General features: G+C 33.2%; 14 protein-coding genes. 7 read left to right on the top strand and 7 right to left on the bottom strand.

From position 1 onward, the window contains the following. Positions 1-133 precede the first annotated feature (133 nt). Positions 134-454, top strand: coding sequence for a Chromate resistance protein ChrB (locus ACI9TV_RS14505; protein ID WP_415251539.1), 321 nt, complete (start codon positions 134-136; stop codon positions 452-454). A gap of 135 nt (positions 455-589) precedes the next feature. Here ACI9TV_RS14505 and ACI9TV_RS14500 read toward each other — a convergent pair whose 3' ends face one another. From ACI9TV_RS14500 to ACI9TV_RS14490, 3 genes are all read right to left on the bottom strand, one after another. Continuing rightward, positions 590-1030, bottom strand: coding sequence for a hypothetical protein (locus ACI9TV_RS14500; protein WP_415251538.1), 441 nt, complete (start codon positions 1028-1030; stop codon positions 590-592). A gap of 12 nt (positions 1031-1042) precedes the next feature. Then, the gene (locus ACI9TV_RS14495) at positions 1043-2662 is read right to left on the bottom strand and encodes a CTP synthase (protein WP_415251537.1); all 1620 of its coding nucleotides are present in this window, start codon (positions 2660-2662) and stop codon (positions 1043-1045) included. Positions 2663-2744: 82 nt separating this feature from the next. Then, the gene (locus ACI9TV_RS14490) at positions 2745-3539 is read right to left on the bottom strand and encodes a cache domain-containing protein (protein ID WP_415251536.1); all 795 of its coding nucleotides are present in this window, start codon (positions 3537-3539) and stop codon (positions 2745-2747) included. 307 nt (positions 3540-3846) lie between these two features. Here ACI9TV_RS14490 and ACI9TV_RS14485 point away from each other — a divergent pair, with 307 nt between their 5' ends. Then, the gene (locus ACI9TV_RS14485) at positions 3847-5469 is read left to right on the top strand and encodes a cation:proton antiporter (RefSeq protein ID WP_415251535.1); all 1623 of its coding nucleotides are present in this window, start codon (positions 3847-3849) and stop codon (positions 5467-5469) included. 65 nt (positions 5470-5534) lie between these two features. Continuing rightward, complete coding sequence (locus tag ACI9TV_RS14480; RefSeq protein ID WP_415251534.1) at positions 5535-6290, top strand: flagellin; 756 nt, start codon at positions 5535-5537, stop codon at positions 6288-6290. Positions 6291-6297: 7 nt separating this feature from the next. On the opposite strand, the gene pyrE is transcribed toward ACI9TV_RS14480, so the two are convergent. From pyrE to secG, 3 genes are all read right to left on the bottom strand, one after another. Continuing rightward, positions 6298-6906: an orotate phosphoribosyltransferase gene (gene pyrE, locus ACI9TV_RS14475; protein ID WP_415251533.1), complete on the bottom strand. Its 609-nt coding sequence runs from the start codon at positions 6904-6906 to the stop codon at positions 6298-6300. Positions 6907-6908: 2 nt separating this feature from the next. Then, positions 6909-7466 (bottom strand): ribosome recycling factor, encoded by a 558-nt coding sequence (frr, locus tag ACI9TV_RS14470; RefSeq protein WP_415251532.1) that lies wholly within the window; start codon positions 7464-7466, stop codon positions 6909-6911. 116 nt (positions 7467-7582) lie between these two features. Continuing rightward, positions 7583-7975, bottom strand: coding sequence for a preprotein translocase subunit SecG (gene secG, locus ACI9TV_RS14465; protein WP_415251531.1), 393 nt, complete (start codon positions 7973-7975; stop codon positions 7583-7585). An 88-nt stretch (positions 7976-8063) separates the two neighbouring features. Between secG and ACI9TV_RS14460 the strand changes: the two genes are divergently transcribed. The 4 genes from ACI9TV_RS14460 to ACI9TV_RS14445 are packed head-to-tail and all read left to right on the top strand — an operon-like array spanning position 8064 to position 11248. After that, on the top strand, positions 8064-9008 hold the full coding sequence (locus tag ACI9TV_RS14460) for a metal ABC transporter substrate-binding protein (RefSeq protein WP_415251530.1): 945 nt from the start codon (positions 8064-8066) through the stop codon (positions 9006-9008). Continuing rightward, positions 8999-9769, top strand: coding sequence for a metal ABC transporter ATP-binding protein (locus ACI9TV_RS14455; protein WP_415251529.1), 771 nt, complete (start codon positions 8999-9001; stop codon positions 9767-9769). The genes ACI9TV_RS14460 and ACI9TV_RS14455 overlap by 10 nt, the downstream gene beginning before the upstream one ends. 1 nt (position 9770) lies before the next feature. Further along, positions 9771-10568, top strand: coding sequence for a metal ABC transporter permease (locus ACI9TV_RS14450; RefSeq protein ID WP_415251528.1), 798 nt, complete (start codon positions 9771-9773; stop codon positions 10566-10568). Beyond that, positions 10565-11248, top strand: a complete 684-nt coding sequence (locus ACI9TV_RS14445; protein WP_415251527.1) for a methyltransferase domain-containing protein — start codon at positions 10565-10567, stop codon at positions 11246-11248. Before ACI9TV_RS14450 ends, ACI9TV_RS14445 begins: the two co-directional genes overlap by 4 nt. A gap of 206 nt (positions 11249-11454) precedes the next feature. On the opposite strand, the gene ACI9TV_RS14440 is transcribed toward ACI9TV_RS14445, so the two are convergent. Beyond that, positions 11455-12153: a Bax inhibitor-1/YccA family protein gene (locus tag ACI9TV_RS14440; RefSeq protein ID WP_415251526.1), complete on the bottom strand. Its 699-nt coding sequence runs from the start codon at positions 12151-12153 to the stop codon at positions 11455-11457. Positions 12154-12434 lie beyond the last annotated feature (281 nt).

Here is a 12434-nt window from a genome sequence, read left to right as displayed (position 1 = left end):
ATTTTTAGATTGACAATTTATGCATATTTTAGAGCTTTTTTACAGCCATTTGTAAATAAACCTTTGTTTACTCCCAATATACCATAGTTCGAGAGGTGTTTTAAGCACCCATATTTTTCATTAAGTCACAAAAATTGATGAATATGTAGACACATTAGAACAACCGAATGAAAAATTTACAAGTATAGAAATTGAAGAACTAAAAAAGAAATTAAATAACTTAGAAATTAAATTTGATGATCTATTACAAAAAAATGTAATCAATGAAAATGAATTAAGGGTATTAAAACAACAACTAAATGGTGCAGAACAAGACCTTTCAGCTTTTACAAAAAAGATTTGGTATAAAACATCTATGCGTAATGTTATAGGAAAAACAAAATCAATTTTAACATCTAAGGAAGGCAGGGAAGTTGCTTTGGGCTTGGTAAAAAAACTTATCGGTTTAGAATAAAACTTTATAAGCCTCTAAAGATAAGTATCTCTACTCGGTACTAAAACTAGCTCTAATAAAAGTTACAATAGAAGGGTTTGGAGTTTGTAGATGTGAATTCTGGGTGAAATGTATGTCTATATAGAATATTTGAGTCTACACAAACATATATTTCGCACTAATGACAATCAAAAGTCCAAGCACTAGCACAAGTTTATGAAAATGATTTTCCATGAAGTTACTTTTTGCTTTGCCAGTAAATTTTTTATAAATGTTTGAGAGAACTCCCAAAACTATTATGAGGGCTAAAGCTATCTTGAAAACTAAAACTTGTTGTAGGTGCGTGTTAAAAAAGCCAGCTTCTAAATTGATATATTGAGACATCATCATTCCGCCAGTTAAAACAATTATGAGTAAAGCGATTGGGAAAATCTTGAACCCAAGTGGTCCTAAGATTTTGTTTGTAGTCTCTTTTGCTTCACCTTGAAGTTTATCTTTTACTTTTGATATCATAAAAACATCAGTAAAAACATACCCTAAAAATATAATTGCTAAGATTAGATGTATTGTATGTGCATACGGATAAACTGCTTCCATTTTAATTCCTTTTTATTCAGCGCTCAAACTGGCTGTAACAAAAGCTAAAATAGAAGGATTTGGAGTTTGTAAACGTGATGTGAACTCAGGGTGAAATTGTACCCCTAGGAACCATGGATGACCTTCGATTTCTACAGTCTCGATAAGACCATTACTTTCCCCAGTTACAATCATTCCAGCATCTTCAAGTTGCTTTCTGTACTCTGGATTTGCTTCATAACGATGACGGTGTCTCTCATGAATAGTTATTTCACCATTATACGCTTCTCTAAGAATAGAACCTTCTTTTGTGTCACAAGGGTATTCGCCAAGACGAAGAGTTCCACCCATTGGTGATTGGTGTGTACGAAGTTGTGTACCACCAGATTGGTCAAGAAAATTATCTATAAGGTATACCATAGGATGTGGTGTTTCTTCATCAAATTCTATAGAGTTCGCACCCTCAAGACCTAGCACATTTCTAGCATACTCAACAAGTGTAAGTTGCATACCAAGACAGATTCCAAGATATGGAACTTGATTCTCACGAGCATATTGTATAGCTTGGATTTTACCTTCTACTCCACGATTACCAAAACCACCAGCAACGAGAACAGAATCACAATCACTAAGTAATGCTTCAGCACCACGCTCTTCTATTTCTTCAGAATCAACCCATGTAATCTCTACTCTTGTATCAAGATGAGCTCCACAGTGAATAAGTGACTCTGTTAAAGATTTATAAGCCTCTTTAAGTTCAAGGTATTTTCCAACAAAACCAACTACGGTTTTGTATTTAGGTTGTACGATCTTTTTTACTAAGGTGTCCCATGCTTCCATATCTGGATCTAGTTCACCGAGGTCAAGTTCTTTTGCTATTGGTTTTAGGATATGCTGTCTTAAAAAAGTAACAGGGATATCATAAATTGTAGCAGCATCAAGAGCTTCGATCACGCTGTCGGTAGGTACATCACAACTCATTGCAAGTTTTTTCTTAAATGTTTTAGGAAGAGGTCTCTCGCTTCTAGCGATAATCATCTGAGGAGTAATCCCAATACGACGAAGTTCTTGAACAGAGTGCTGTGTTGGTTTAGACTTCATTTCACCAGCAGCTTTGATATACGGGATAAGCGTTACATGGATAAAGAAAGTTCCAGCTACTTCATCATCGTATTTCATTTGGCGAATTGCTTCCATGAAAGGTAAACCTTCGATATCTCCAACTGTTCCACCAAGCTCAACCACTAAGATGTCATGCCCATCACCTGCGAGTTTAATGCGGTTAACAATCTCGCCAACGATATGTGGAACAACTTGAATCGTTTGGCCTAGGTAACCACCAGAACGCTCACGTTCGATTACAGAAGAGTACACTTGACCAGTGGTAAAGTTAGAAGATTTTAAGTATGATGAATCAAGAAATCTTTCATAGTTACCTATGTCAAGATCTGTTTCCGCTCCATCTTTTGTAACAAATACTTCACCGTGCTCAAGTGGACTCATAGTCCCTGGATCTACATTGATATAGGGATCAATTTTGAGCATACCAATTTTTTTACCAGAGTGCTTTAAGAGAGTACCAACACTAGCCGCTGTAATCCCTTTTCCAAGAGAGCTTAAAACCCCACCGGTAACAAAAATATATTTAGTCATTCACATCTCCAAAATCTTAAGTAAGTACGCGATTATAGTACAGAGTCACTTAAAATCTGTATAGAGATGTTGAATAATTTTTTTAGAGAAGAAGCATTAAAACTGATAAAACTAGTAAAAAAGATACTACTGCAATAGCAACACTCATAAAAAGAGCATTCATTTGATTATCTAGGGATGTCGTCAGTTGTGAAATTGGAATAGCAAGTAAGTGAATACCTATCTCTTCATCAGAAATATCTTTGATACTTTGATAAGTGAAAAAGTAATCATCGCTTACAAGGTATCCATCTTTGTGTAGTTGATCAAAATCAATTTTTTGGGATGCTTGGAAATAGCCATTGTCATCACTTTTAGAAGAGAGTATGTAGTTGCCAACTTTTGGAGCATCTTTTAAATAAGTAGCTATATGTAACAAAGAATCATTCATAAGTAGGAGATAGTTCCCTTCCTTACTCGCAAAACTTTTTGGTATGTTTTCAAAACTTTGGATAAATTCTAAAGAGCCAATATACTTATCGTTTTCAATAATGGGTACAATAGCACGAAGAGTGAGTCCAACTCGACCAATTTCAAATTCAAAGAATGGTTCTCTTGTTTCTTTAACTTTGAGTATGGCCTTTCTAAATCCACTTAAATCATCACCAAACTTATCAAGCTTCCAATTGCGTACAAAAGCTTTTACGTCGTGTGTATGAATATGTACCTTTAGTTTTTTTATTTTTGTACGTGTTTTATAGTCTTGAGCTATTTTTGTTAAGGTCTTGATTGCAGCTTTTCTATCGTTATTTTTAAGTGCATTTTTAATTTCTTTATTTTCAGCTATTGAGACGGCATTTATGAGACCTAATCTCTTGCAATAAGTTCTTTTCCCCATTAAAATTTTCTACAAGTTGAGATGAAAATTTGATATAGTTGTCTTTTTTGTTTTTTTCTAAGGAAGTATTTACATAGAAACTCAGTGCTATAATAAAAAAATGATTAGTATACCATTGAATACTTTTTTTGATGGCTTTTTCATCTACAGTCCTTTTCGATTCTTTTATCTACAAGGAGTCTACTTAAATAGTGTAAAATTTATATAAAAGAATATAAGAATAATTTATAATTAAATCCATAGCGAAACTATTTAAAGTAAGTTTCATGATATAATAATTAAATTTAGAAATATCAAAGAGAGAATTATGGAAAATACGATTTTATATGTTATTTCGGCACTTGGAATATCGATAGTGATAAACATCTTTTTAAAAAAAATAGGTGTTTCTCAGATAATTGGTTACATAATGACAGGTACAATTATTGTTTATGCTTTTGATCTCAAAGAAGCAAGTAATTCTCATACCTTAGGGATGGTTGGTGAATTCGGTATTGTATTTTTGATGTTTACTATAGGTCTTGAAATTTCTTTAGCCAAAATGGGTGTAATGAAAAAAGAGATTTTTGTGAATGGTTTTTTGCAAGCTACTTCTACAGCTCTTTTATTTTTTGCGATTTCTCACTTAGGATTTAGTTTATCGCTTCAAGCATCCATAATTATTTCTACAGCATTTGCCCTTTCATCTACCGCAGTAGTGTTAAGTTATCTTAAAAGCTCAAAAGAGATATATAAACCTTATGGCCAGATATCTACAGGAATTTTAATATTTCAAGATTTAGCGGTTATTCCTCTTTTAATTCTTATAGGGTTTATGACAACTGAAGCAGGGGAAAGTATTTTTACCATCATAACAGATACTCTAATCAGTGTTGTTATAGTTCTTTTACTTCTTTTTATAGTGGGGAAAAAAATTATGACATGGTTATTACATTTTTCTGCTTCTTCGGAAGTTGAAGAGCTTTTTATGGGCTCGGTTCTTTTTATCGTTGTTGCTGCTTCCCTTTTTGCTCATTATATGGGTTTTACATATTCACTTGGAGCATTTATAGCTGGGATGATTATAGCCGAGACAAAGTACCATCATAAAGTTGAATCAGATATAGCACCTTTTAAAGATTTACTTCTTGGTACTTTTTTTGTTGTAGTGGGTATGAAAATAGATATTTTATACTTTATAGATAATGTTGGTTTGATTGTAGGAATATTTTTAGCTGTTTTTATTTTAAAAAGTATTGTGACATATGCAATGTTACGTTTTACATCAAGACATAGAAGATCGTTAAAAGCTGCTCTTGCCTTGTCTCAAGTTGGTGAGTTTTCTTTTGTAATTTTTGCACTTGCTAGTATGGGTGGATTGATGGATGAAGAATTAGCACAACTATTAGTCTTAGTTGTTATTTTCTCTATGATTGTTACTCCATTCTTTATTGCTAAAATAGGTCCTATAGTTGAATTATTCAGTGGAAAGATAGATGAAGTTGAAGACATGTCAGCTCTTTCAAGTAGAAAAAATCATGTAGTTGTTTGTGGATATGGTGTAGTTGGTAAATATGTAACTCATTATTTAGATGACTTAGGTGCATCGTATGTAATCATTGATAATTCTCATAAGCATGTTAAAGAAGCATTGAATGATGGACATGAAGCGTACCTTGGTGATGCTTCAAAAGAATCTACATTGGATGCTATTCACATCGACACAGCATCTTCCGTAGTTGTTACACTTGATAATGCCCAGAAGAAAAAACTTGTTTGTGAAGCAATCTCAAAACACACTGGAAATGCTAACTTAGTTGTGAAAGTGGTCTCTCTTGAAGAAAAAGAGATGTTAAAAGATCTTAATATTACTGTTTTGGTTGATGGGAAGATTGAAGTAGCTAGAGTCCTAGTTGAGAGAATGTTAAGTTGCCAACTTAAGTATAAGTAATTAGGTATAGTTACTAATAAGTAGTACAATATAGTATAAGAGTATCATATATAAAAGGAGATGTTATGAGTTTTTCAGTAAATGATAGTTCAGCAACAAACTTTTTTGCAAATCTTAATAATCAAAAATTAGATCATAGTCTAAAGCAACTCGCTAGTGGTTCTAAACTAAATTCTGCTGCAGATGATGCAGCATCTTTAGCTATTGCAAATAACTTTGGAGCGCAAGTCCGTGAAGCTGGACAATCTATAATGAATGCTAATGATAGTATTGGTATGATCCAGATTGCTGATACTGCTGTGTCTGGGATAAGCGAGAATATGGATAGTATTAGAGATTTAACATTAAGAGCATCAAGTCCAGCAATGAATAGTGCAAACCGTGCATCTATACAAAATGAGATAAATGATTTAATGAAATCAAGTACTCAAATGGCTGACTCTAGTAGTTATAACGGAATCTCTCTGCTTAATGGTTCTAATGGAAGCTTAGCAAATGTTAGTAGTATTTTAGATACACAGATAGATGTTAGTTCAGAGGGTGGTTTAGAGGCAGCTTTAGAGTCTATTGATACAGCAAGAAATAGTTTAGGTGCTATTCGTTCGGATTTTGGTTCTTCTCAAAATCAACTGTTATCTGAAATCAGACATACTTCAGTTTTTCAAGTAAACGCTGCTTCGGCTGAATCAAATCTAAGAGATGTTGATTTCGCGCAAGAGAGTGCAAACTTTTCTCAAGCAAACTTAATGTCACAAGTAGGTTCATTCGCGCAATCACAATCAAATGCAGTTGCTGAGAATGTAACGAGATTATTTCAGTAAAAGAGGTTTAGTTACCTCTTGAACCTGGCTTTATAGCTTCACTACCATCTTTACACAGAGGACATGTCTCTGGTGCATACATCTCAAATGTAAAATCAGCTAATGCAAAAAATGGAATATCTTGAGGTAATTTACAGTTAGTTTTTGTTTCAATATCACTGTTTTTACGCTTACAAAAACCACGATTAGCAAGTGCTGCTGCTCCAACAATTTCCCCACCAAGCTCTTGTACTACTCTTGCCGCTTCCATAGCTGAACCACCAGTTGTAATGATGTCTTCACACATTAAAACTCTTTCGCCTTTTGAAACTTCAAAACCACGACGAATATTCATAACTCCATCAACTCTCTCTGCAAAAATGAAACGAACATTAAGAGCAGTTGCAAGTGCAAACCCAGCGATAAGACCACCAAGTGCAGGTGCACAAACTGTATCTATCTTTAGTCCGCTGGCGTTAATTTGCTCAGCTAAAGCCTCAGCTAAAAGCTTAGCAGTTTTAGGGTCTTCTAAAACTTTTGCAGATTGTAGATAAAATTGTGAGTGGTTACCACTACTTAATTTGAAGTGACCTTCAAGTAAAGCATCAGCATCCATATATATTTTTTTAACGTCCATGATTAAACCTTTAGTATCTCTGCTTCTTTGTCTTTTAAAATTTTATCAATAATCACAGAGTATTTATCGGTAATTTTTTGAACAGCATCTTGTCCAGCTTTTGACTCATCAACAGTAATTTCTTTATCTTTTTCAAGTTTCTTTACTTGGTCATTTGAATGTTTTCTATCATTTCTTACAGAAATTTTAGCATTTTCACCCATGCCTTTCATCTTTTTTGCAGAATCTTTTCTTTGTTCAACTGTCATAGGAGGGAAAAATAATTTAATTAAGTCACCATCATTATTTGGATGTACTCCAATATTTGCAGCAGAAATAGCAGTCTCAATATCTGATAAAAGATTTTTTTCCCATGGATTTACAACAATAGTAGTTGCGTCTGCTGCTATTACAGAACCAACTTGATCAAGTGGTGTAGGAGTCCCATAATAATCAATTTTAACATTGTCTAAAACAGAAACTAAAACTTTTCCAGTTCTTAGTGTTTTAAAATCTCTTTGCATGTGCTCTACGCTATGTTGCATCTTTTTTTCACATTCGCTATATATTTCGTTTAGCATTAAAATTCCTTAAGGTTTAAAAATTATTACGTTATTGTAGCAAGAAAAATTTAAGAGGGAGTAAAAGGTGTGATATAGCCTATAGAAATAGGATCTATATCTTTAAAAATAATTATTTATTTTGTAGTTGTTGCTTCTGGTTCCGGTGTACTTGGAACAGATTCTGCAACTGGTACAACTGGAGTAGTCTCAGCAACTGGTGCAGTTACATCTACAGATGCTGCTGTTGGTGCTACAACATTTGTAGTTTCAAGTAATTCATCAACAACTGATGCTTGTGCTACAGATGAGTACATATACCCTAAAGTAATTGTGTTTACTACAAATAAAAATCCAATTGTGAATGTCGCTTTAGCTAAAAAACTATTAGGTCCTTTTGCGCCAAATACAGACTCATTTGAGCCACTATATGCGCCAAGACCGATGCTTGAGCTTTTTTGTAACAGTACAGCTATAACAATTAAGATAACTAATACTATTTGAGCAATAAGTAAAAAACTAGTTGTCATATATAAATTCCTGATTAATAAAAGTGGCGAATTATATCTAAAAAAAAGTTAGATTAAGATATAATTTCAAAAAAATTTGGATATACACGTGAAAAAAAGCAGTATCAGAACATTAACTCTAATAATAAGTACTTTCATGGTTTCATTCTTCTTTTTAGGATGTAATGAAACTCAAAAAACTAAAAACCCAAAAACTATTGTATCTCTTAGTAGTTTTGCTTTATATGATATAGCAAAGAATATAGCAGGGGACACTATAGAACTTGTAAATATTGTTCCTTTTGGTGTGGGGATTCATTCGTATGAGCCTACGCCAAAGATTATGGCAAAAATTGAACAAAGCAATTTAGTACTTTATAATGGAGCTGGTTTAGAGCCATGGTTATCTTCATTTGATTTCAAAAATAGAGCAGTAGGTATGGGAGATTATATACCTCTAAGAAAGCTTAGCAAAGATGAGGACCATAAAGAACATTCACACGATGGTCATGCATGCTCTCACACTGTACTTGATCCACATATTTGGTTTGATATTCAAAATATGAAAAGAATGACAAATATCATAACATATGAGTTTATCTCTTTAAAACCAGAGAATAAAGATTTGTATCTTTTAAATAGAGATAGATATATAGATATGTTAAGCCAGCTTGAGAAACTACACCAAAGTAAACTTCAATCATGTAAATTAGACACAATCATTACTGATCATAATGCATTTTCTTATCTTTCTAAGAAGTATGGCTTTCATGTCAAAACTCTCTCAGGATTTTCACCAGATGTAGAAGTTTCTCCAAAGGATATAATTAGAGTCATGAACGATATCAAAAAATATAATTTATCGGTTGTGTTTTTTGAGAATTTTGGAAGTGATAAGTCTATGAAAAGCTTAGCATCAGAGTCAAACGTTACAATTGATTCACTTCACCCGCTAGGTAATATTACAAAAAATGACGCAGACTTAAAGCGTACATATGAAGACATTATGAAAGAAAATTTAGAGAAAATTTCAAAGGCTCTTATTTGCCAATAGATTTTAAAGTTCCTATTTTTGATGTTAAGAATTTAAATTTTAGCGCGCGAGGGCAAAATATCCTTTCAAATGTATCATTGGAGATATTTAACGGTGAATATGTTGCTATTATTGGTCCAAATGGTGGTGGTAAAACAACACTTATCCGTATGTTACTTGGATTAGAAGAGCCAACAAATGGGCATATAAAAATCTTTGGTAAAAAACTTAAAACTTTTAAAGATTGGAATAAAATAGGTTTTGTACCACAACGTGCAGCGCAGGTAGATCAGAATTTCCCTGCAACCGCTTTAGACATAGTAAAAATGGGACGTACTTCAAAAAGAAAACTTTTTGCACGAGAGAGTGAAGAAGATATTAAAGCTGTAGATGACGCGATGTTTAAGATGGATATACTTGATCTAAAGAATAAATTGGTTGGAACACTCTCAGGCGGGCAACGTCAACGTGTGATGATTGCACGTGCACTTGCTTCAAATCCAGAGATTTTGATTTTAGATGAACCAAATACAGGTGTAGATATTCTCTCACAACAAAACTTTTATGCACTTTTATCAAAACTAAATAAAGAAGATAACATAACTATTGTCTTTATCACACACGATATCGGTGTTATAGCCGATGATATTGGTAGACTTTTTACTATTAACCAAAAAGCTATTGTTTGTAACAATCCAAAAGAAGCGATCTCATGTGAAGAAATGAGTGATCTTTACGGCATCTCTGCACATTTAGTGCATAACCATAAGCACGAGCATTAGTATGATTGAAATGATTTCCTATGAATTTATGCAAAGAGCTTTTTTAGCTGGAATTTTAATAGCAATATTAGCATCGGTAAGTGGAACATTCGTAGTACTTAAAAGGTACTCAATGATAAGCGAGACACTTGCTCACTCTGCCTTGGTTGGGGTAGCTGTAGCTTTAGTATCTGGATATAATCCATTATGGATGGCAGTATTTGTATCTGTGTTTTCTGCTTGGCTTATAGAGTATTTACGTAGTGCTTTTTCTCTGTATTCTGATGCTGTTCTTGCAATTCTACTATCTGGATCACTTGCAATTGCTGTAATCATTGTATCTCTTGGTGGCGAGTTTAACAGTTCCCTATTTTCTTACCTTTTTGGTTCTATTCTTTCTGTAAGTGCTGAAGATATTGTGACTATATTTGTTTTTGGAGTGATTGCTTTAGTTTTACTACTTGTGTTCTCACGTGAATTTTATTTCATAGCATACGATGAAGAGGTAGCTAAAACAAGTGGAATAAGAGTGAGACTCTTAAATTATTTACTTGTGACAATTGTAGCAATAATAATTGCTTTATCTATCCGCGTTATTGGTACACTTCTAATTGGTGCCCTTATGGTAATCCCTACTGTTGCAGCTTTACAGTTTAGAGTAGGCTTTTTGCATACTTCACTGTTATCAATGCTTTTTGCAGTCCTTAGTGTTGTAGCTGGTATGACACTATCTTTTTACTTTTCTCTTCCCTCAGGTGCAACTATAGTGCTTTGTGTCCTTTGTATTTTTATCCTCTCTCTTATATTTAACAGAAAATGAAAATAAGCTCAGAATTTTCAAAATACGCGCTGGAATATAACTCTTACAATATTATTCAGGATAAGGTAGTTAATAAACTACTTTCATTATGCGACTCAAAACCAAAACGTATTTTAGATTTAGGTTGCGGTAATGGAGCACTATGTAAAGCTGTAGATTGGGAGTATTCACATTTTACTGGTATTGACTTTGCCCCAGGTATGTTAGAACTTCACCTAAAGTCAGAAAAAATAGAATGTATATATGGTAACTTTAACGACGTATCGCTTTTTGAAAATTTAGTAGTAAATGAGTATGACCATATCTTCTCAGCATCTGCTTTACAATGGTCTGAGAACCTTGAGAATGTTTTGGAAAACATAAAAAGATTAAATACTCCAATATCTTTAGCAATCTTCACTTCAGGAACATTTGAGACTTTATATAAAACTGCAAAGCTTCAACCGCTACTTAGAACTACTTCAATGGTTAAAGAATTAAGCGATAGACTTTTTAGAGCTAATTTTGAAGTAGTGAAGTATACGCTAGAATTTGAATCTACTAGAGATATGTTTCGTTATATCAAAAAAAGTGGAGTGAGTGGATCTAGAAATGTACTTACATATAAGCAAACAAAAAAATTGATGCTAGAGTATCCTCTTAATTATTTGGAGTTTGAAGTGGCTTTTATTTCTCGTTAAGAACAATCTTTTTTCTAAATTATAAAGCTTATATCTTTAAAATTTACACGGTATGCATAGCTACTTAGTTTGAAAAGCTCTTCTAAAACATGTGAAGATTGCTGTGAGGTTTTTAGTTGTGAGGAAAGTTGTCTGTTGTTATCTAGTTCTCTAAGATGATTGATACTTACATAATTACCCGAAATAACTCGGGTAATCAAGTGCTTTTAGTCATCTCTACCAAATATTCCAAATAATTGTAATAATGCAGTGAAGATATTTAAAAAGTCTAAGTAAAGCGCAATAGCTCCGTCAATTGGAGTTTCATACGCACCTCTCATAATATTTTGTGTATCGTATATAACTAGTATGCTAAATAATATAACTACAGCACCAGAAATAATAACATGAAGCATTGGGTTACCAATGAAAATGTTAAGAATTGAGAAACCAATAATTACAAGAAGTGCAATCATTAATGGTTTTCCATATCCTGTAAAGTCTTTAGTAGTTTTTATAGCATAAAAACTCATAGCACCAAAAACAACTGAGGTCATAGCAAAAGCATTACCTATTATAGAAGCACCACCACTCATTCCTAATGTACGAGAAAGTAAAGGAGCAAGCATTAATCCTGTCATAAATACAAAACCAAACATTACTAGTAAGTTGATACCTGGTTTATGTTTTACAAACTGTAAACCAATTAGTAAACCAATCTCTAAAGCAAATAGTGGCCAGAAGTAAGCATGAATAGTAGCTGCCATTGGAATACCAACATAAGCACCTACAGCTCCAGCCATCATAGATGCAGCAAAAAGTTTATACGTTTCTTTTACAAAAGATATTATTTGTGAGTCGCTCTTTGTAGCTGACTCGAATGCAGATGAGTTTCCTCTTGCATAATCACGATCATATAGTCCCATTTATATTTCCTTTAATATATATTTTGAATTCATAGTATATATATAGAGGGTTAATAAATAGCAACGGTTATAAGTTAAATGGAGTAATTAAGAAGAAAAATAAGTAGATATGATAGTTATCTTAACACCTTTGAATGAATTTATGAATTCTATTCAAATAGACTTGACATTGAATACTTAATGCCCTATAATTCCCATCCACAAACATTGACACTCAGTTTTAAAACCGAGTTACGACGACTTCAAGTAGAAGCGTAGGAGAGAGTTTGAGATCATTGAAA

It is taken from the genome of Sulfurimonas sp. (assembly GCF_047622445.1).
Classification (GTDB): Bacteria; Campylobacterota; Campylobacteria; order Campylobacterales; family Sulfurimonadaceae; genus Sulfurimonas.
The sequence above is the reverse complement of the archived record's forward strand: the minus strand, read 5'-3'. Positions and strand labels throughout refer to the sequence as shown.

Bases quoted from the DNA above. Each gene is read 5' to 3' on its own strand.
- ACI9TV_RS14445 (WP_415251527.1), top strand. From the start codon at position 10,565: ATGAAAATAAGCTCAGAATTTTCAAAATACGCGCTGGAATATAACTCT.
- frr (WP_415251532.1), bottom strand. From the start codon at position 7,466: ATGCTAAACGAAATATATAGCGAATGTGAAAAAAAGATGCAACATAGC.
- secG (WP_415251531.1), bottom strand. From the start codon at position 7,975: ATGACAACTAGTTTTTTACTTATTGCTCAAATAGTATTAGTTATCTTA.
- ACI9TV_RS14500 (WP_415251538.1), bottom strand. From the start codon at position 1,030: ATGGAAGCAGTTTATCCGTATGCACATACAATACATCTAATCTTAGCA.
- pyrE (WP_415251533.1), bottom strand. From the start codon at position 6,906: ATGGACGTTAAAAAAATATATATGGATGCTGATGCTTTACTTGAAGGT.
- ACI9TV_RS14495 (WP_415251537.1), bottom strand. From the start codon at position 2,662: ATGACTAAATATATTTTTGTTACCGGTGGGGTTTTAAGCTCTCTTGGA.
- ACI9TV_RS14490 (WP_415251536.1), bottom strand. From the start codon at position 3,539: ATGGGGAAAAGAACTTATTGCAAGAGATTAGGTCTCATAAATGCCGTC.
- ACI9TV_RS14480 (WP_415251534.1), top strand. From the start codon at position 5,535: ATGAGTTTTTCAGTAAATGATAGTTCAGCAACAAACTTTTTTGCAAAT.
- ACI9TV_RS14485 (WP_415251535.1), top strand. From the start codon at position 3,847: ATGGAAAATACGATTTTATATGTTATTTCGGCACTTGGAATATCGATA.
- ACI9TV_RS14450 (WP_415251528.1), top strand. From the start codon at position 9,771: ATGATTGAAATGATTTCCTATGAATTTATGCAAAGAGCTTTTTTAGCT.
- ACI9TV_RS14440 (WP_415251526.1), bottom strand. From the start codon at position 12,153: ATGGGACTATATGATCGTGATTATGCAAGAGGAAACTCATCTGCATTC.